The sequence below is a fragment of the Ulvibacter antarcticus genome, assembly GCF_003688405.1.
Lineage (GTDB): Bacteria > Bacteroidota > Bacteroidia > Flavobacteriales > Flavobacteriaceae > Ulvibacter > Ulvibacter antarcticus.
Map to the genome: position 1 here is coordinate 1 of NZ_REFC01000015.1, position 21,205 is coordinate 21,205.

16 protein-coding genes and 1 pseudogene are annotated in these 21,205 nt (G+C 38.1%); 8 read left to right on the plus strand and 9 right to left on the minus strand.

Annotated elements, in window-relative coordinates:
- Positions 1 to 2,579: pseudogene (locus BXY75_RS14220) on the minus strand (hypothetical protein); the annotation flags it as partial.
- A gap of 150 nt (positions 2,580 to 2,729) precedes the next feature.
- Between BXY75_RS14220 and folE the strand changes: the two are divergent.
- From folE to BXY75_RS14245, 5 genes are read left to right on the plus strand one after another with little or no spacing between them, the layout of a single operon-like run.
- On the plus strand, positions 2,730 to 3,407 hold the full coding sequence (gene folE, locus BXY75_RS14225) for a GTP cyclohydrolase I FolE (protein ID WP_121908451.1): 678 nt from the start codon (positions 2,730 to 2,732) through the stop codon (positions 3,405 to 3,407).
- Positions 3,408 to 3,424: 17 nt separating this feature from the next.
- Positions 3,425 to 4,909 (plus strand): cysteine--tRNA ligase, encoded by a 1,485-nt coding sequence (gene cysS / locus BXY75_RS14230; protein WP_121908452.1) that lies wholly within the window; start codon positions 3,425 to 3,427, stop codon positions 4,907 to 4,909.
- Positions 4,910 to 4,937: 28 nt separating this feature from the next.
- A complete protein-coding gene (gene yidD, locus BXY75_RS14235; RefSeq protein ID WP_121908712.1) occupies positions 4,938 to 5,180 on the plus strand; it encodes a membrane protein insertion efficiency factor YidD in 243 nt (80 codons plus the stop codon).
- Positions 5,181 to 5,237: 57 nt separating this feature from the next.
- Entirely contained in the window at positions 5,238 to 6,065 is an 828-nt protein-coding gene (gene lgt, locus BXY75_RS14240; RefSeq protein WP_121908453.1) for a prolipoprotein diacylglyceryl transferase, read from the plus strand.
- A complete protein-coding gene (locus BXY75_RS14245; protein WP_121908454.1) occupies positions 6,066 to 6,551 on the plus strand; it encodes a DUF192 domain-containing protein in 486 nt (161 codons plus the stop codon).
- A gap of 704 nt (positions 6,552 to 7,255) precedes the next feature.
- Here BXY75_RS14245 and secDF read toward each other — a convergent pair.
- The 7 genes from secDF to gyrB all read right to left on the minus strand — a co-directional run bounded on the left by secDF (position 7,256) and on the right by gyrB (position 17,238).
- Complete coding sequence (secDF, locus tag BXY75_RS14250; RefSeq protein WP_121908455.1) at positions 7,256 to 10,279, minus strand: protein translocase subunit SecDF; 3,024 nt, start codon at positions 10,277 to 10,279, stop codon at positions 7,256 to 7,258.
- A gap of 212 nt (positions 10,280 to 10,491) precedes the next feature.
- On the minus strand, positions 10,492 to 11,115 hold the full coding sequence (locus BXY75_RS14255; protein ID WP_121908456.1) for a hypothetical protein: 624 nt from the start codon (positions 11,113 to 11,115) through the stop codon (positions 10,492 to 10,494).
- 66 nt (positions 11,116 to 11,181) lie between these two features.
- Positions 11,182 to 12,108, minus strand: a complete 927-nt coding sequence (gene mdh / locus BXY75_RS14260; protein ID WP_121908457.1) for a malate dehydrogenase — start codon at positions 12,106 to 12,108, stop codon at positions 11,182 to 11,184.
- A gap of 139 nt (positions 12,109 to 12,247) precedes the next feature.
- Positions 12,248 to 13,090: a tetratricopeptide repeat protein gene (locus BXY75_RS14265; protein WP_245962986.1), complete on the minus strand. Its 843-nt coding sequence runs from the start codon at positions 13,088 to 13,090 to the stop codon at positions 12,248 to 12,250.
- Between the two features lie 95 nt (positions 13,091 to 13,185).
- Positions 13,186 to 14,208: a DUF6588 family protein gene (locus BXY75_RS14270; protein ID WP_121908458.1), complete on the minus strand. Its 1,023-nt coding sequence runs from the start codon at positions 14,206 to 14,208 to the stop codon at positions 13,186 to 13,188.
- Between the two features lie 78 nt (positions 14,209 to 14,286).
- The gene (locus BXY75_RS14275; RefSeq protein WP_147437288.1) at positions 14,287 to 15,294 is read right to left on the minus strand and encodes a DUF6588 family protein; all 1,008 of its coding nucleotides are present in this window, start codon (positions 15,292 to 15,294) and stop codon (positions 14,287 to 14,289) included.
- Between the two features lie 3 nt (positions 15,295 to 15,297).
- On the minus strand, positions 15,298 to 17,238 hold the full coding sequence (gene gyrB, locus BXY75_RS14280; RefSeq protein WP_121908460.1) for a DNA topoisomerase (ATP-hydrolyzing) subunit B: 1,941 nt from the start codon (positions 17,236 to 17,238) through the stop codon (positions 15,298 to 15,300).
- Between the two features lie 254 nt (positions 17,239 to 17,492).
- Between gyrB and BXY75_RS14285 the strand changes: the two genes are divergently transcribed.
- Positions 17,493 to 18,038, plus strand: a complete 546-nt coding sequence (locus BXY75_RS14285; protein ID WP_121908461.1) for a DUF2911 domain-containing protein — start codon at positions 17,493 to 17,495, stop codon at positions 18,036 to 18,038.
- Between the two features lie 36 nt (positions 18,039 to 18,074).
- The gene (locus tag BXY75_RS14290; protein ID WP_121908462.1) at positions 18,075 to 18,620 is read left to right on the plus strand and encodes a DUF2911 domain-containing protein; all 546 of its coding nucleotides are present in this window, start codon (positions 18,075 to 18,077) and stop codon (positions 18,618 to 18,620) included.
- A 70-nt stretch (positions 18,621 to 18,690) separates the two neighbouring features.
- Here BXY75_RS14290 and BXY75_RS14295 read toward each other — a convergent pair whose 3' ends face one another.
- Positions 18,691 to 19,320, minus strand: a complete 630-nt coding sequence (locus tag BXY75_RS14295) for a 7-carboxy-7-deazaguanine synthase QueE (RefSeq protein ID WP_121908463.1) — start codon at positions 19,318 to 19,320, stop codon at positions 18,691 to 18,693.
- Between the two features lie 295 nt (positions 19,321 to 19,615).
- Here BXY75_RS14295 and BXY75_RS14300 point away from each other — a divergent pair, with 295 nt between their 5' ends.
- Complete coding sequence (locus BXY75_RS14300; RefSeq protein ID WP_121908464.1) at positions 19,616 to 21,151, plus strand: helicase HerA-like domain-containing protein; 1,536 nt, start codon at positions 19,616 to 19,618, stop codon at positions 21,149 to 21,151.
- Positions 21,152 to 21,205 lie beyond the last annotated feature (54 nt).

Sequence of the window (21,205 nt, forward strand, 5' to 3'; positions counted from 1 at the left end):
GGAACAATAGCATAACAGCCCGTTCCACCATTATTAGGATCCGTATAAGCGGCATTACCCACCACCAAAATATACACCACTTGTAAAAAGGGAGTCACATTCTGATAATTAGTAGGAGTACCAATGGCTTGCGAGAAATCAGGAGCCGTTAAGGCCAGATCTCCAGCAGTAATAGCATCTGCCTCTTGCTCGTAATAATAAATATCATATAAAAGTGGATCCAAACCATCCAAAACCTCCGTGGCAACAGAGCTTAGATCGAAAAATTCTAGACCATCACCAGGATTGTCGTAATCACACGCACGTAAAGGTGCGGCAGGTGTAATAATCTCAGGAGTGTTCCGAACCTCTAAGCTTAAGATGACCGTGCTGTAACATGAGCTTGTTGTACTTTCAATTCTAGCAAAAACTACATCATTAAAAGGATCGTCATTCGTATAAGGATCCAGTAATTCATTGAGATCATTCTGAGCATCAGATAAAGTAGGGTGATAGGTCACAATAAGTGTAGGATCAGCACCTGTAATATCATCGTCTGCATCATGAAGGGTAAATGCTGCAAAACCATCATTGTTCCCATCGCAAATAACCAGAGGTTGTGGGGTGTTTACTGTAGGAGGAACATCCATGACAATTCCAAAACTTTGAGAAGAATCGAAACAGCCTGGATTTTGAATGTTTTGAAGTCGGACAAACACATTCAACGGACTTGTAGTAATAGTATAAGGAGAGATTAATGCATTTGTTCCGGCATCTGCATCGACCTGACTTAAATGATAGGAGACACTAAAATTAAACGGACTTGCGCCATTTAACACTAAAATATCAAATAGAGCAGATAAATTAACCACTTCATCACCACTAGCATCTAGATCACAAACAGAATAAGGAGATGGTACTGCACCAGCGACTGCACCTAAAAATTCAATTTCAAAGAAAGCTGTATCAAAACAAGTGCCTGAAAGATCTTCAATTCTTATATATATTGTTTCCTGAGTCCCCGTAATCAAATATACTGTAGGAGTTAAAATAGGATTAGACCCTGCATCGGCATCTACTTGTGAATTATGATATGTAATAGTAAATAGTGTAGGATCCTGAGCACCTAGGACTATGGGTGTATTTACCGTTAGGTCAAAAACACCCGGTGTTGTACCATCATCACAAATAAACAAGTCATTAGGTTGATTTGCAATTGGATTAGGTAAAATATCGATTACAAAACTATCGGTTGCAAAACAAGTTGGAGAATCATTACTTTCAACCCGCACATAAATAGTTTCAGTAGGTGCAGTAACAATATATGGATTTGGCAATGGATTCAAATCAAAGTCTGCCTCAGCTTGCGTGCCGTGGTAAGTTACAGAATAATCAGCTGGATTCTGACCATTGAGTGCCTCAGCATTCTTAAGTGTAATTAAGTCTATTGATTCAGACCCATTAGAACCTACATCACACAATTGATAATTCGTCATTGGTCCAGCGGTAGCTTGAGCATATACAATATCAAAATTAGCAGTGATAAAGCAAGTTCCTGAAGTGTCTTGAATACGAATATAAATTGTTTCGAGCCCACCTGTTATAGTATAGGCTCCAGGTGTTCCAATAGGTGCCAATCCTGAATCTGCATCGGACTGAGAATTGTGATAAGTCACTTCAAACTCCAATGGATCCTGAGCACCAAGTACTATAGGCGTATTGGTTGTTAAATCAAAAATACCCGGTGTCGTTCCATTATCGCATATAAACTGATCTAAAGGAGGTGAAGCTATAACAGGATTTGGATATGTGATAATCTGGAATTCTCTTAATTGATCGGTTCCCACAGCAAAACTAACTGTGGCACGATAATCTCCAGCGTTTGTAACATTAATCGTTGGGAAGTTTCCGTTAAAAATGGTCACGAACCCTGTGCCATCATCATACTCCCATAAATAATTTACTGCATTTAATATAGTTGCATCCAAGGTAAATACATCACCTTCACAGCCAGTCTGAGTTGTTAAAATGGAACAATCGGTTGTTCCAGATCCTGTTCCTCCAGCATTCGTTTGTTCTAATTTTATAAATCCAGCACTTTCATTAAAATTCGTTATTACCAAAACATAAACCTCTCCCGGCATCCCATTGGTAATCGTGAAATTCTCTACCGGCTGTATCGAATAACTACAACCAATTTCGTTAAAAGGTTGCAATTGCGAATAATCGCAAAGGTCATCTCCCACGTTAAAAGGTCCCCAGGCTATAAAATCTACATCTAATCCAGTTCCTGTCGGATTTCCATTTATATCAAAAGCTGTGTTCTGAGTGATCTGAAAGTTTAAAGTTCCTGCTTGATCTATCTGTAAATAAAACCACGCAGGATATGGCTGCGAGCTAAGACATCCGTAATTCGGACCAACCTCTGCATTTGCTTCACAAGCTGGATCAGCAGCATTACAATTGGCAAAGATTAACGAATCTTCTCCCGCACAAAATGGCTCTATAAAGTCGCAAGTACCTCCTTGAGCGAGCAACAATAACGGAAAAAACAATAAAATAAGTAGTAATTTAACTGGGACAGGGGAATTCATTTTCATTTTCAATTTTCTATAATTCGCGAAATTTAAGAAAATTTTATGAAAGGAACGGACTTTCAAATTTTAAAAATAGTGAGATTCAATTTTTTATACCCAAATACGAATGCATATCTTTGCAAATCGAAATTATTTTTATAATTAATTACTTAGATGGATTTAGAAAAACAGCTTAAAGATATAGAGGCTTTGGGAAATGATCATGTTGGAACTGCCACCGAAACCCCTCTTCGTCATGACGCTTTTGAACTCAGCGATATTGAAAAAATATCAAGCATAAAAAAGGATGTGCAAAACATAATGCATACGCTCGGATTAGACCTCACAGATGATAGCCTTAAAGGAACTCCATCACGGGTCGCTAAAATGTTTGTTCAAGAAATATTTAGCGGGCTACACCCCGATAGAAAACCAAAAGCATCAACTTTCGACAATAAATACAAGTATAATGAAATGCTTGTAGAGAAAAATATTACTCTCTACTCAACCTGTGAACATCATTTACTCCCAATCGTTGGAAGAGCTCATATTGCTTACATTTCAAATGGAACTGTTGTTGGTTTGAGTAAAATGAATCGAATTGTCGATTATTTTGCAAAAAGACCTCAGGTACAGGAACGACTTACCATGCAGATCGTAAAAGAGTTGCAACATGTTCTGAACACCGAAGATGTTGCTTGTGTGATCGATGCAAAACACCTTTGCGTAAATTCAAGAGGAATTCGTGACATAGACAGTAGTACTGTTACTAGCGAATTTGGAGGAAAATTTAAAAATCCGGAAGTCAGAAGAGAGTTTCTGGATTATATTCAGTTAGATACAGAATTTTAAAACCCCAGATAGCCCGAATGAAATTATTCGAACAACAGGAACTTCAAGTTTACAATTCATTAAGTAAGTCAAAGGAAAAATTCAAGCCTATTCACGAAGGAGCTGTGGGTATGTATGTATGTGGTCCCACGGTCTACAGCAATGTACACATGGGGAATTGCCGCACTTTCCTGTCTTTCGATCTAGTATTTAGATATCTAAAACATTTAGATTATAAAGTACGCTATGTACGTAACATCACAGATGCCGGACATCTTGAAAATGACGGCGAAAGCGGAGACGATCCTATCCTGAAAAAAGCGCGTATAGAAAAATTAGAACCTATGGAAGTGGTTCAAAAATACACAGTCGATTTTCATACGACCATGGCAAAATTCAACGCTTTGCCACCAAGTATCGAACCTACTGCAACCGGGCATATCATCGAGCAGATACAAATTGTTTCGGATATTATTTCTGAAGGCTACGCTTATGAGAAAAATGGCTCTGTTTATTTTGATGTGATTAAATTCAATGAAGATCACACCTATGGTAAATTAAGCGGAAGAAATCTGGAAGACATGATTTCCAACACCCGTGAACTTACCGCTCAAAGTGAAAAAAGAAACCCGCAGGATTTTGCCCTTTGGAAGAAAGCCGAGCCACAGCATATCATGCACTGGCCATCTCCGTGGAGTAAAGGGTTTCCTGGTTGGCATCTTGAGTGTACTGCCATGAGCACAAAATATTTAGGAAATAAATTCGACATACACGGTGGCGGAATGGATCTGAAATTTCCACATCATGAATGTGAAATCGCACAAGCCGAAGCTTGTAATCACGAATCTCCTGTAAATGTTTGGATGCATGCCAATATGCTTACATTGAACGGGAAAAAAATGTCTAAATCCACAGGAAACAACATCTTGCCAGATGAACTGTTTACGGGCAACAATGATATTTTAAGCAAAGCATTTTCAGCTACGGTAGCCAAATTCTTTATGTTTCAGGCACATTACCGAAGTATTTTAGATTTCTCTAATGATGCTTTGGAAGCTTCAGAAAAAGGCTTCAATAGGTTGATGGATGCCTACCGATCTCTCGATGGCATTTCCACTTCAGAAAAAAGCAGCATGGATATTTCCGCATGGCGACAATCCTGCTACAATGCGATGAACGACGATTTCAATAGTCCGATTTTAATCGCGCAGTTATTCGAAGCATCAAAGTTTATCAATGGTTTAAAGGATGGCAACGAGACTATTTCAGAAAAAGACCTGAGCATTCTTAAAACTACGATGCATGATTTTATTTTTGAAGTACTTGGTCTAGTGGATGTAGCTTCGGAAAATACCGGAGATGGAAATAAACTGGAAGCTGCAATCACCTTATTAATCTCGCTGCGGGAAAAAGCACGTGCCAATAAAGACTTTGCTACAAGTGACCAGATAAGGGACCAGCTATTGGAAGCCGGAATTCAACTGAAGGATGGTAAGGAAGGCACCACCTTTTCGATCCAATAGACGATTAAAGCCAGATGAAATTTTTGAAGTGAAAAAAGTATTGATATATCCGTTCGTATTACTCATTCGTGGGTATCAACTGCTTATTTCACCACTCTTCCCTTCAACCTGTCGGTACGATCCAACCTGCTCCAACTATACCCTAAAAGCATTAGAAGTTCACGGTTTACTGAGAGGCAGTTGGTTAGCCATTAAACGTATTGGGAGCTGTCATCCTTGGGGAGGCAAGGGCTACGACCCTGTTCCACCGCCTATCAAAAAGAAAGGTTAATTGTTCTTTTAAAACGGCTACCTTTTCTATATTTACTCATTATAATAAAATCGATGTATGCACATTCTTAGTTTTATATGGGACCCTTCCGAAGGAATAGACTTGGGTTTCTTTCTGATACGTTATTACAGTCTAATGTTCGTTATTGCGTTCGTCCTTGGTTGGTTTATCACTAAACGAATTTTTAAAAACGAAAACCTTTCCCTCGAAAAACTGGACAGTCTTTTTATTTATATGGTGATCGCTATCTTGTTAGGGGCGCGTTTGGGGCATGTTATTTTCTATCAGAGTGAATTGATCTTTGAAGATCCTATTTCTATATTACTCCCTATTAGGACAGTTCCCGAATTTGAGTATACTGGATTTCAAGGATTGGCGAGCCATGGAGCCGCAATTGGTGTCATCATCGCTATGTTTATATATAGCAAGAAAGTATTGAAGAAAAACGTACTCTGGATTTTAGACAGGGTGGTCATACCAGTTGCTAGTGGTGCTATCTTTGTTCGGATTGGAAATTTTATCAATTCTGAAATCATTGGAAAACCAACAAATAGCGATTTTGGAGTGATCTTTAAGCAACTTAATGAAGACTTCGCAAGACATCCTGCCCAATTATACGAATCTGCAGGTTACGTGATTGTATTTCTTATACTTTGGTTTATATACTGGAAAACCGAAAAAAGAAAACAACTGGGATATCTTTTCGGATTATTCCTCGTACTACTTTGGACGGTTCGTTTCTTTGTAGAATTTGTAAAAGAAAGTCAGGGTGGTTTCGAATCGGCGCTGGGTCAATCATTATCCACAGGTCAATGGCTTAGTATTCCATTTATCATTGCCGGAATTTTCTTTATGGTACAATCTTCAAAAAAACCTACCGAATAAATGAAACGCATCCTAATATCAGGAGTATTACTCGCTTTTCTTTTCGCTTCTGAAGGATGTAAGGATAAGCAAGAATCGAAGGTATTAACCCGTGAAGTAGTTTTTACTAAGGAAGGTGAAGTTAGCCTGAAGAAAGCCGCTAATGATTCACTCCTTGCTCAGTTTAATATAGAAATTGCAGACGATGCTTATCAGATAGAAACTGGTTTAATGTATCGTACATCAATGAATGATGATCAAGGGATGTTATTTTTTCTGAACGAAGAACGCATTCAGTCCTTCTATATGAAGAATACGGAAATACCCTTGGATATCATTTTCATCAATAGCGATAAGAAGGTGGTGAACATTCATAAGAATGCTAAACCTTTCGACCAAACATCTTTGTTTTCTGAAGGTCCTGCAATCTATGTCCTGGAAGTTAATGCCGGGTTAACTGACCTATGGGAGCTTCAGCCAGGTGATAAAGTAGATTGGAATCACTAGTACTTCTGAAGTTAAATTCATGAAAAACATCCTTCCCCAGCCCTTCCTTCAAAGGAAGGGGGCACTTTAAATTCCGACGGAAAATTCATTCTAAAGAAAAAATAATTAAATACATTCACCCAAGACCCCTCCGCCTTTGGCACCTCCCCTTAAAATAAGGGGAGGGACTAATTTAAGCGCACTGTTATAAAGTAGATTGGACACGCTAATACTTCCGAAGTTAAATGCATTAAAAACACCCTACCTCAGCCCTTTCTGAAAAGGAAAGGCGCACCATGTATTCTGAAGGAAAATTCATTCTGAAGACAAAACAATTGAAAACAGCCTTCCGCGACCCCTCCGCCTTTGGCACCTCCCCTTAAAATAAGGGGAGGGACTAATTTAAGCGCACTGTTATAAAGTAGATTGGACACGCTAATACTTCCGAAGTTAAATGCATTAAAAACACCCTACCTCAGCCCTTTCTGAAAAGGAAAGGCGCACCATGTATTCTGAAGGAAAATTCATTCTGAAGACAAAACAATTGAAAACAGCCTTCCGCGACCCCTCCGCCTTTGGCACCTCCCCTTAAAATAAGGGGAGGAAATCTTTTAATAGTATTTTTACTTACTAAGTCTAAAATACTTGTCTACTGACGTCAAAATAATGTAACAAAAAACCCTTCGCTTAACACGAAGGGTTTTTTATAATATAAAGAAGGCTAATTATGCTTCTATCGCTGCCTCAACTTCTTCTTTCTTTTTATCTGTAAGATCAATTCCTTTCTTCTTCACAGTATCGAACATCACCGGTGTTGCAATGAACAACGATGAATAAGTACCTACAAGAATACCTACGATGATTGCAAACAGCAACCCTCTAATAGATTCTGCACCTATAAAAAACATACATAACAACACTACAAGAGTCGTTAAAGAGGTGTTTAACGTACGACTTAACGTACTATTTAATGCCTGATTAATCACCTTGTCAAATTTCCATGTCGTATGCTCATTGAAGTACTCACGAATCCGGTCAAACACAACCACCGTATCATTCAGCGAGTATCCAATTACCGTCAGTATCGCCGCGATAAACGCCTGGTCAATTTCCATGCTGAAAGGCATAAAGCTATAGGTAAGTGAGAATACCCCTAACACGATTAATACATCGTGAAATACAGCTACTACGGCACCTAAACTAAACTGCCATCTTCTAAATCGCAATAAAATATATAAGAATACTACTATCAAGGAACCTAATACGGCCCAGATTGAATCCTTCTTAATATCATCTGCAATCGTCGGACTTACTTTATAGTACTCCATACGACCTGCGATTTTAGCTTCATCATCTTCTTTAAACTGCTCTAGCGTCATTCCATTTGGAAGTTCACCTTGAATCCCTTCGAAAAGCATTTTTTCGATTTCGTCATCCACTTCAGTTCCGGTTTCATCTACCTTATACTTAGTTGTAATCTTCAACTGATTATCACCACCATAAGTTTTAGCTTCGGCACTTCCAAAAACAGTATTAAGATCTTCTTGTATTTTAGATGAATTCACATCGTGATCAAAACGTACTGTATATGTTCTACCTCCTACGAAATCAACTCCCTGGTTCAAACCATTTGTGAATAATGATCCTAAACTTATAAGGATTAAGATACCAGAAATGATATAACTAATTTTGCGTTTTCCAAGGAAATCGATGTTTACATTCTTAAACAAATTCTTGGTCGCAGAAGTAGAGAAGTCAAGTGGCTTTCCGTTTCTAGTATACTGATCGATAAACAATCTTGTAATAAAGATTGCCGTAAATAAAGAAGTAAGAATACCAATTAATAAGGTAGTCGCGAATCCTTGAATTGGACCAGTACCAAATACCATTAAAATAAGACCTGTAAGACCTGTTGTGATGTTCGCATCTAAAATAGATGACAATGCGTTATTGAAACCATCTTTAATCGAATCTTTCTGAGATTTCCCTTTAGCAAGTTCTTCCCTTATACGCTCGAAGATAAGTACGTTCGCATCTACCGACATACCTATGGTAAGGATAATACCGGCAATACCAGGTAAGGTAAGCACAGCTCCAAGTCCGGCAAGAATTCCGAAGATAAACAATATGTTCACTGCCAATGCAACATCGGCAAAAGCTCCTGCTTTACCATAGTAACCGATCATCCATAATAGTACAACGAAAAGTGCAATAGCAAAGGATATAATCCCACTATCAATAGCTTCCTGACCCAATGTTGGTCCAACAACTTCAGCTTGAATAATATCTGCAGAAGCTGGAAGTTTACCAGCACGTAATACGTTTGCTAAATCCTGACCTTCAGTAATATCGAAGTTACCAGTAATCTCACTACGTCCACCGCTAATTCCACCTGCTACAGAAACACCTGGTGCAGAGTATACAGTTTCATCTAGAACGATCGCAATCTGACTTTGATTGATGTTAGCCTGATTGGTCATTTCTTCCCATATCTTGGCTCCTTTCCCATTCATCTGCATATTCACTGCAACACGACCTACTTGATCGTAAGACTGCTGCGCATCGGTAACAACTCCACCTGATAAAGGCGGTACATTTTCGCGATTTCCTCTCAATGCATATAGATCGGTTGTTTCTACAAATTCACCATCTGCAAGTTCAGTTTGTTTAGGCTTTTCCCAAACGAACTTAACATAACGCTGTTCATTTGTCAATAAAGAACGCACTTGCGGCATACGCAGGTATTCGTTTATTTCGGAAGTATCTTTTAAAGCGAAGGTTCCAATAACCGGTCCGCCTTGATATCCAGCAGCCAACATCTTAGAAATAATCGGTCTTGCTTTTTCCTGATCTGCAATAGAATCGCTAACATCTTGACCACCCAATAAATCGGTAATTTCAGTATCTGTATCAGTAGTATCTTTTACTTCTTCATTTGTTTCAGGAGCTGAGGCTTTTTTAAGCTCAGCGATTTTAGCATCTGCCTGGAATAAAAATCCTTGCATTTGGTCACCACGGTAGACATCCCAAAATTCTAATTGAGCAGTACTCTGTAATAGTTTTTTTACACGATCTACATCCTTTGCACCAGGTAATTCAACTAGGATACGAGCCGACTGACCTAAACGTTGAATGTTTGGCTGCGTTACACCAAACTTATCGATACGCTTTCTAAGTACTTCAAATGCTGAAGTAATTGACTCATCAATTTTTCTGGAGATCACATTCTTAACATCAGCGTTCGACATAGAAGCGTTGATATCATCTTCTAAACTTTTGTTGAAGAAAATATCTGGAGATGCCAAATTGTTTTCACCTGGAAGTGCTTCAAATGCTTTAAAGAAAGATTCAAGATAAGTATCCTGAGAACCCTTTTGCAATTCGTTAGCATCCTTTATTGCTTGATTAAAAGCCGGATCTTTTGTGTTGTTAGACAATCCTCTTAGGATATCCTGAACAGAAACCTGAAGAATTACGTTAATACCACCTTTAAGGTCAAGCCCTTTATTAAGTTCTTTTTCCTTTGATGTTTTGTAATCGATTCCTAGAAATACCGAGTTATTTGATACAGAATCCAAGTACCTAACTTCTTCTGCATCACTCTCTTTTGGGTTGTCCGGAAATTTAAGATCAGCAAATGCCTTTGCCTCATCTTCAACATGGTTTGCGACGTACGTAAATGATAACTGGTATAAACTTACCAGTCCAAATAATACTGCAAACACTATTATAAGTCCTTTATTTTGCATTGTTTACTATTTTTTGGTCAAATTATTTATCCCGATTTTTCGGGTGGGCAAATATATACTTTACCCTATTATCTGACAATTAATTTATATGATTTAAAATCTTTTCAAATGAATTTTGAAAATCACTTTTAAACGTATGAACATCGCAATAAGCATTAAAACTTATCCATCGATTTCTACCTTAAAAGTATTTATTTGGAATCCGGGAAGTATTATGAATTCCCGTTAGCAACCGGTCCGGCTCTAACTTCTGGAATGATATATGAAGAATTATCTATTGCAATCGCAATATTGCTTTGTATTCTAAAGGAGATTTTCTCTATACTGTTCTCTTCGGAAGCATCTATCGTAGCAACAGTAAAATAGAGTAACGGATTATAAGGTCGCTCGATTTTTTGAGTTCGTTCAAGTAGTAATCCATTTAAGTCTGAAGCATCATCAAAACTAGATTGTATTTCTGAAACATTAACCTTATAGGTATTCGAATCGTTTTGAGATGGAAACTCTGAATCCTGATCATCGTGGTCGAAAGTAGTATAACCAAGATCTAAATTTTTCTCTTTGGAGAATATTTTTTCAATGCCGGTGACATCAATTTCACTGTAATAAGTAATTTTTAATCGTCCATCTGCCGCTTCCCAAACGTGTATTTTATCAACGCCTATACTTTGCAGTTGCTTTTTTACAATCGCAATCGCATTTTGAGCCTGAGCTATCGTTACCTCATCATCAAACTGTACAACAATCTCCTGGTTGGGAACTGTTATCTGCTGCTGACTTAAACCTAATAAGGCAAGAATTAATACTAAAGTACTTAAGTACCACTTGGTTTTCATGCGCCAAATATAAAAAACAAAAGCTGTACATGACAGCTTTTGTTTATATAATTATGTAAGATGAGCTTATAGCTCCAACAATGCGTTGGTTTTAGACACACCTTCGGCACTTTTATTCATATGCTCTTTTTCAGCATCATTAAGGTCTAATTCAACGATTTTTTCAATTCCGTTGCGCCCTAATATTACAGGAACACCAATGCAAAGGTCATTAAGTCCATACTCTCCTTCAAGTAAAACCGAACAAGGGTAGATCTTTTTCTGGTCACATGCAATCGCCTGAACCAATCCTGAAACTGCCGCTCCCGGTGCATACCAGGCTGAAGTTCCTAGTAGTTTAGTAAGAGTTGCACCTCCAACTTTGGTATCTTCCATTACCTGATCAAGTCTTTCCTGAGAGATAAATTCAGTTACTGGAACACTATTACGTGTCGCCAATCTTGTTAAAGGTACCATTCCGGTGTCACTATGCCCACCAATTACCATTCCGTCAACATCACTGATCGGTGCCTCAAGAGCTTCGGCCAAACGATATTTGAAACGCGCACTATCGAGTGCTCCACCCATCCCAATGATTCGGCTTTTAGGAAGATCTGTAGTTTTATGTACCAAATAAGTCATGGTATCCATAGGATTACTTACCACGATGATGATAGTTTTAGGCGAATGCTTTACTAAGTTTGAAGAAACAGTTTTTACAATTCCGGCGTTGATACCGATAAGCTCTTCACGAGTCATTCCCGGTTTACGTGGAATACCACTTGTGATCACACAAATATCGCTACCGGCAGTTTTCGAATAATCATTAGTGCTACCAACGATACGAGTATCAAATCCGTTTAAAGAAGCAGTTTGCATTAAATCCATAGCTTTCCCTTCGGCATAGCCTTCTTTAATGTCTAATAATACAACCTCACTTGCGAAATTCTTAATGGCAATGTACTCAGCACAACTTGCACCTACAGCACCTGCTCCAACAACTGTTACTTTCATCTACTTTATATTTATGATTAATTCTCTGTTTTCTTCGGAAAGAATCCTCTTCCGAAGGCGATTGTAAAAATACAATTATCTGATGATTATTATGATAAGAATTGGTTAAAAACCAAACGAATGCAACTATACGCTCATATTATTGAAACCATGTCTTTCGCACTTGATACGGATATTCTTCATAGATTACATTGTCTTCATTAATAGTATTGTCGTTAAGTATATCATCTTTCGCTTCTTTAAATAAAGCTTGGGACGCTTCATACTTCTTCATTTTAAATAAACAAATCGCCTTATAATATTTCACATCTCCAAAGGATGGGTATTTAGATAGTGCTTCGTCGTAAGCAACAATAGCATTTTCACAATCTCCAAGTTCGTAATTCGCAATACCTAAATACCAGAGGTCCAAAAAATGAACCCATTCTCTGCCATTCTCACCTTCAGTCTGCGCAATACTTTTATCGAGATAAATTTTCGCTTTCTCAAACTCGTTGAGTTGTAAATAACTAATTCCTATATAAAAATAATAGGTATGATCCATGACATAACCATCACCACTTAATTCTTGCACCTTTTCAAAATCGCTTATCGCACCTCTGTAATTTTTTGAAAAGATACATTTCATAAATCCCATATAATCGAGATATTTTTCGGGGTTTAGTGCCGCAGCTTTTTCTAAAAATGGTAATCCTAGTTCATCCTTATTTTGCTTATATAAGGGCATAGCGCGTTGCTGATAAAAATTAGCGATATCGGGAAACTTCGCAATTGCTACATCAAGGGCATCTCTTCTTTCCTGTGAATTAAGTCTTAATTTATGAATTCCGACCATTACTGAGTCTATTATTTTTTCTTCTACTTCGGAAGGGTAAGCAACTTCAATCTTAGACTTTTTGTCTTTTGCTTCGGAAGCACACGAATTAACGAGAATAGATGAGAAGACAAGGAGAACCACATTGAAAAACAATCTTAATTTCATAGCTTAGTGTTTTTCCGAAGAATGTATTTTCAGAAAATAACATATTCAAAGATATGATTCCTTTGTTTAATGTGCTGATTATCTAGAAGTTAATCTCAAGTTCCGAAGTGAAACCCAACCGATACTGTATTGTACTTAGCAATATTATAATCGGCATGCATTCCGAAGAAACCTAATTTTAGTTTTGCACCTACATTGGCTCGTACTCCCGAAACCTTCGTTTCTATAGAGAAGGGATCATTAAATTCACTTGTTGTTTCAAACAATGGAATACCGCCTCTCACTCGATAATCACCCAAGACATCGAAGGTGGAAGTTCCTGTTAAATAACCTATTCCTCCATAAAAATTGATTACGGGAAGTTTGGTTGAAACCGCTAATTGTGCAAGAAAACTATTTTGTTTAATATCAAATTGCTGATTTTCCCCTTCAATAATATCATCGTCGGTAAAATCGTAATTCGCATTCAAACTATTGTAAGCAATGAATCCTGATATCGCAACAGGAAACAACTTTTCTGCAGGCAACCATTCAGTAAATTCGTGCTGCAAGCCAACTCCGATTAATCCAACTTTTACATCCTGCTGATTTATCTTCGGAAAATAACGCACTTTCAACTCTGTTGCCTTAAACAAGCCTAGTCGCGCTTGTAAGAATGCAGTAGGAAGAATATTCACATTTACAGAAGCTAAACCTTGGGGAAGCTCGAATTCTACTTCATCCCTAAAAACTCCTGTTTCGTCTGTAACTTCTGCAAATACTATAATTTCCGGATTGTTTTCACCAAAGGCCGTAGCAACTTGTTTAGAGGTACTTCCGTCCCGAAAATATAAGTTTTCGTAATCATCTGTATTTAAGACAAAACTCCGTTGCTCTTCCTTTATAAATGCAACATTCGCGACAAGTGAGATATCAAATTTCAAAGGTTTTTTCACCTCCGCTGTTTGGATCCATCCGTTAGAGGTATTGTACATCATTCCTTCGAATGCAGGCGTCATATAGCCCGTTGCAAAACGCTTTGCGTCACCGATCCCAGCAGCGAGTAAATCTTCAAGGTTTTCTTGTGCGATTGAAGGAACAGAAAGCAACAAGAGTAGGGATAAAGTTGTGTATTTCATAGGTTAAATTTTAGGGAAATTAAAAAACCCACTTTAAAAAAGCGAGTCTTTATTATTTAATTAACGATTCGGTTTGGATTATATTCTATAGTGTACCGCAAAATTCACGTCGGTAAATTTTCCGAGGGAAACCAAAGAAGTTAAATTGAAATCACCAAAATAATAGTTGATTCCAACATTTCCCTTTACGAGTTCATTGGAATCTTCCAAGGCCTTAAAAGCTTCATTTAGCAGATTGAGAACAATGCCATCATCTCCGCCCATGGTATAATCAAATTTATTGGTTGCAACAGCCATAGAACCCACAAATTCAAGATTTTTAAATCGTTTGGAACCAATTACTTGAAACAACCAGCTATTAGAATCTACATTCAATGAACGTAAAACAGCGAGTGGTGGAACTCCAGGAGAAGTAGATTCGATTACAAACTCATCGAAAAATATTTCAGATTTAAATTTTGAATATCCTATCTGACCAGCAAGTTCAAATCCATCGGTTGTATTTTCATTTCTGAAATACTGACTTATGTTATGTTTAATTGCGCCTCCAAAAGTTTGGTAACCGGATTTATCAATCTTGATTTCCGGAATGAACTGCACAGTAACTTCAGTTTCCTTCCATAATCCCATCGAAACCTGTAAATACGGATAATAAAGCACGCTTTCTTTTACACCTTCAAAGGCTTGAAACTCATAGTTTTCATCGTCGATCACAAAATCGAAAAAAGTATTTGTTTCACCTCCTAAAGCTGAAGGGATGTTAGCCGAATTGGAACCATCCTGAAGGGTAAGACGTATAAAGTCTGAATTCGACACCTTAAAACTTTGCTGCTTTTTGGGAATTGGAAGCACATTTAAGTGAACCGATACATCAAACTCAAATTTATCTAAACTTCGTGCCGTATGATGCCAGGAAGCAGACGATTGGTATACCGAAGCATCTGCAGCAGGTGACACATACTGATTAGAAATAAGCACCATATCGGTGAGGAAATCTTCCACATCTTCTACAAATGTCTGTGAAAACATCGTAACCGAACAAAAGAGTAATAGTATTACTACAGAAATACGCTTTTCAATCCTCATGCCTTAGGCGTCGATATTTGCGTAAACTGCGTTTTTCTCGATAAACTCACGTCTTGGTGGAACCTCATCCCCCATCAACATGGAGAAAATTCGATCGGCTTCAGTACCATTATCTATGGTTACTTGCCGTAGCGTTCTAAATCCTGGGTTCATTGTAGTATCCCAAAGTTGTTCAGCGTTCATTTCCCCTAAACCTTTATATCGCTGGATCGCCGCACTTCCACCAAATTTCTCGTTTAGTAGGTCACGTTCCTTATCGTTCCATGCATATTCTTTCTTCGCTCCTTTTTTAACCAAATATAATGGTGGAGTCGCAATATAAACATGTCCTGCTTCCACAAGATCCTTCATATAACGAAAGAAAAAAGTTAATATAAGAGTAGAAATGTGACTACCATCGACATCGGCATCACACATAATCACTACTTTGTGATATCTTAATTTTGAAAGATTTAGTGCTTTGCTATCTTCTTCGGTACCAATAGTTACTCCAAGGGCTGTGAAAATATTACGAATTTCTTCGTTTTCAAACACTTTATGCTGCATCGCTTTTTCCACATTCAGAATTTTTCCACGAAGTGGTAAGATTGCCTGAAAATTACGATCACGACCTTGTTTTGCCGTTCCCCCTGCCGAATCTCCCTCGACAAGAAATACTTCACATTTTGCAGGATCTTGTTCAGAGCAATCGGAAAGTTTACCTGGTAAACCACCACCGCTCATTACACTTTTACGCTGCACCATTTCACGAGCCTTCTTTGCTGCGTGACGAGCTTGCGCTGCAAGAATCACCTTTTGAACGATGGTTTTAGCGTCGTTCGGATTTTCTTCCAGATAATTTTCCAGCATTTCAGAAACTGCCTGACTAACTGCTGAAGTAACTTCTCTGTTACCTAATTTTGTTTTCGTCTGACCTTCGAACTGAGGCTCTCCAACTTTTACAGAAATAATTGCAGTTAAGCCTTCACGGAAATCATCTCCTGCAATTTCAAATTTTAATTTATCCAACATACCGGAAGCATCTGCGTACTTTTTAAGGGTACGTGTCAAACCTGCGCGGAATCCGGATAAATGCGTCCCACCTTCGTGGGTATTAATATTATTTACATAAGAATGAAGATTCTCATTATAAGAGGTGTTATAGACCATGGCAACTTCCACAGGGATATCATTCTTCTCACCCTCCATTGAAATTACATCGGCAATAATTGGTTCACGATTACCATCCAGGAAACGGATAAATTCTTTTAATCCTTCTGTGCTGTGGAATTCTTCTGTAACAAACTCACCGTTTTCATCAGTTTGACGTTTATCAGTAAAGTAAATTTTAATTCCTTTATTCAGATACGAAAGTTCACGTAATCGACTAGCTAAGGTGTCGTAATTATACTCTAGCGTCTGTTGAAATATCTGTGGATCCGGACTAAAAGTAACAATAGTTCCTCTGTAGTCGGTTTCACCTATCGGTTTCACCGGATACATGGATTTACCGCGTTCGTATTCCTGCTCCCAAATCTTTCCATCGCGATGGACTGTAGCCCTTAAATGACTTGACAATGCATTTACAACAGAAACACCCACCCCGTGGAGACCACCGGAAACCTTATAAGAATCTTTATCAAACTTACCTCCGGCACCAATCTTGGTCATTACCACCTGTAGTGCTGAAACACCTTCCTTTTTGTGTATATCCACCGGAATTCCACGACCATTATCCTTTACGGTAATAGAATTGTCTTCGTTGATCCAAACTTCAATGGTATCACAAAACCCACCCATGGCTTCATCAATGGAGTTGTCTACTACTTCATACACCAAATGATGCAATCCTCTAGTACCTATATCTCCGATATACATGGAAGGACGCATGCGAACATGTTCCATTCCTTCTAACGCCTGAATACTGTCGGCACCGTAACTACCTTTTTTCTGTTCTTCGCTCATATAAATTTAGCTTGTAATTGTCTTTTTTTTGAACCGAAACAAATATAACAAAACCCCTAATAAAACATAGGGTTTCGGGCATTTATGAGGCTTAAGTTATTAACAATTTGTTGTGAAAATATTCTGTTTTTGTCGCTCTTTATAATTATTCACCAAAAGAAGTAAGTGTATGGCACTATTTACGACCTATAGCACGTTAAAGAATTGATCAAAAATTAGATTTTTGCTAACTTAGCACTATAAAAAAACATTCTATGAAAACATACTTTGCAAGCATCTTAGTTGTATTAACCCTATTCACGGCCTTAGAAACTCTAAACGCACAGGAATTCCCTCAAATGGATTCCAGTCCAATGGATTTGGCAATTGCCCGTGCAGATAGAAATGCACCACCACAAGCTCGGGTAATCTACAGCCGACCATCAAAAAAAGATCGAACCATTTTTGGGGAACTAGTACCTTTCGATAAAGTATGGCGTACCGGAGCTAATGAAGCGACCGAATTAACCCTCTACAACCCAATGTTGTTAGATAACAAAAAAATATTAGCCGGCACATACACTCTCTATACCATTCCGGGAGAGGACAATTGGACGGTTATAATTAATAGTGACATTAACACCTGGGGTGCTTATAGCTATAAAAAAGACAAAGATGTGGCCAGAATAACTGTTCCCAGAAGAAATACCGTTGCTCCAACCGAAACTTTATCCATGGTGTTTAGACCGGATGCAGATGGAATATCATTAATGATTGGATGGGATGACACCTATATCGAAGTGCCATTTAAACACCTTTAAAAAGACAATAATAATCACGATTTAAAAACAACTATTATGAAAAACAAAACCATTTTTACCCTTTTTGCCTTTATATGTATCGCACTCGCTAGTTTCGATGCCCAAGCACAGAAATTTAGTGACTTAGATAAAAGTCCGATGGATGCCGCTGCGTTTCCAACAGATTATAAAGACGCCAATAAGCTTATTAAAGTTATCTATAGTAGACCTCAATTAAAAGGGAGAACGCTAGCTAAATTAGCCCCTAACGGCGAGGTGTGGAGAACTGGAGCTAACGAAGCTGCTGCGATTACATTATACAAAGACATGAACTTGGGAGACAGTACTATTAAAGCTGGAACTTATTCTTTGGCAACAATACCGGGAGATAACGAATGGACGATTATCGTAAATTCTGCACTTAACACCTGGGGTTCTTATTTTTACAAAGAAGCTAATGATGTTGCGAGAATTACAGTTCCTATAACCAAGGATTCTAAATCTTTGGAAGCCTTTTCTATTGCTTTCGATGAAGGATCGAATGGTGTGGACATGTATCTTGGATGGGATACTGTTCGGGTAAAAGTACCTTTTACGAACTAAGAACAACTTAATTAAAATATCAAACTGCGGGATTCTATATGGAGTTCCGCAGTTTTTTTTTCTGAAAGGCTTATGGGATATTTAAGTACTTATGCGTTTGCAATGAAACTTTCCATTTCGGATTTTCCATAACATAATCCACCAACAACGGAATCATCTTTTCCCGCTTACTCCATTCCGGTTGAAGATATAAAATGCAATCCTTATTTACCTTGGCAGCCTGTTCTTCTGCAAATTTGAAATCATCCTTGTTAAAAATGATCACTTTAAGCTCATGTGCAAATTCGTACACTTCCTCAGTTGGGAGTTTTATTTTTTTAGGAGATAAGCAAATCCAATCCCAAGTACCTGAAAGCTTATATGCCCCGGAAGTTTCAATATGAAGTTGCATGCCTTTAGATTTTAATGCATTTGTTAATGGATCCATATTCCAGGTCAAGGGCTCACCACCTGTCACAACAATCGTTTTAGAATATTTAGCAGCATTATTTACAATCGTATCAATGTCGGTTGGAGGGTGTAATTCAGCATTCCAACTTTCTTTTACATCGCACCAATGACATCCTACATCACATCCTCCCACTCGTATAAAATACGCGGCGGTTCCTTTGTGAAATCCTTCCCCTTGTATGGTATAGAACTCCTCCATTAAAGGAAGCATTTCCCCTTTATCAACCAGCGCTTTAATATCCTTTTTCATAGTTCGCAAAGATACTACGGTTATTTAAAAGTGAAAGACTTATTCCATTTAAATAGCCTATTCTTTTATTAGCTTCGGAAAGAGATACGATTCTGTAAATACTTAATAAGCTGCTTCAAATTGATCTTTCATTTAGCTACAAAATTCGATAAAGCTTAGCCCTACTTCCGAAGTACCCATAAACCAAATGATACTTGAAGCACAAAAGATTCATTTCTTCGAAAATTAGCATATTAAATTCCCTAATATTTCAGAAGCTAGCTTACAATTGCTATTTTTATCCAAAATTTCAATAATGGCAAACAAGGAGGAATTCTTCGATCACATCAATAACGGCTACGCAACTAAAGGAGAGTCAATTACTCTAGGGGCAGCAATGCTCGACGGGGAAACACTTACCAATGCCTTTGTGAAGATTCCGTTAAAAACATTAAACCGCCACGGACTGATAGCAGGCGCAACAGGAACGGGAAAAACGAAAACATTGCAAATTCTGGCCGAAAACCTTTCAGAAAAAGGAATTCCGGTACTTCTTATGGATATGAAAGGTGATTTGAGTGGAATCGCACAACCAAGTCCGGGTCACGCTAAAATCGATGAGCGTCATGAAAAAATAGGATTGCCTTTTACAGCCAAGAAGTTTCCGGTCGAAATATTATCGATTTCCGACCAAAAAGGGGTTCGCATGCGAGCTACAGTAAGTGAGTTCGGACCAGTGCTTTTATCGCGTATCATGGATCTTACCGAAACTCAATCGGGAATTGTCTCGGTAATCTTTAAATACTGTGACGACAATAAATACCCATTACTTGATCTAAAGGACTTTAAAAAAATATTACAATACACTACCGATGAAGGTAAGGATGAACTAGCAAAAGATTACGGAAGGATTTCTACAGCTTCTACTGGCGCTATACTTCGGAAGGTAGTCGAACTTGAACAACAAGGGGCTGATCTGTTTTTTGGAGAAAAATCCTTCGACACGGACGATCTTTTAAGAGTTGACGAAAACGGAATGGGATATATCAACATTATTCGTCTTACCGATATTCAGGACAGACCAAAGATGTTCTCTACTTTTATGCTAAGTCTTTTAGCAGAGATCTATTCAACCTTTCCTGAACAGGGTGACAGTGGAAGACCCGAATTAGTCATCTTTATCGATGAGGCGCATTTAATTTTTAAAGAAGCGAGCAGTGCGTTGCTTAATCAAATAGAGAGTATTGTAAAATTAATACGTTCTAAAGGGGTTGGACTATACTTCGTAACACAGAATCCAACCGATGTGCCGGATGGTGTTTTGAGCCAGTTAGGACTTAAAGTACAACATGCGTTAAGAGCATTTACCGCAAAGGATCGAAAAGCTATAAAACTGACTGCAGAAAACTACCCGATTTCGGAATATTACAAAACAGACGAGGTGCTCACCTCTCTGGGAATTGGAGAAGCTTTGGTATCGGCGCTCAACGAAAAGGGTATTCCAACACCTTTGGCAGCTACGATGCTCCGTGCTCCAATGAGCAGGATGGATGTATTGGAAGACAATGAATTAAAAGAGTTAATCGATGAGTCGAAACTTATCAAAAAATACAATGATGTCGTGGATCGCGAAAGTGCCTACGAATTATTAAACAAAAAAATTGAAGTCGCCGAACAGGAAGAAGTGAAAGCAAAAGCCGAAAAAGAAAAAAAGGCTGCTGAGCAATCTTCATCAGGAAGTTCCAGACGAAGAAGTAGCAGTAAGTCTACTCAAAGTGTGTGGATTAAAACGCTTTCAAGTCCGACAGTGATTCGCAGTGTTTTGGGAATACTTGGTAAAATGATGCGTTAAACTAGTACCTTAATAAGACAAAAACTAATTAAATTATAATTTAAAATACCCGCT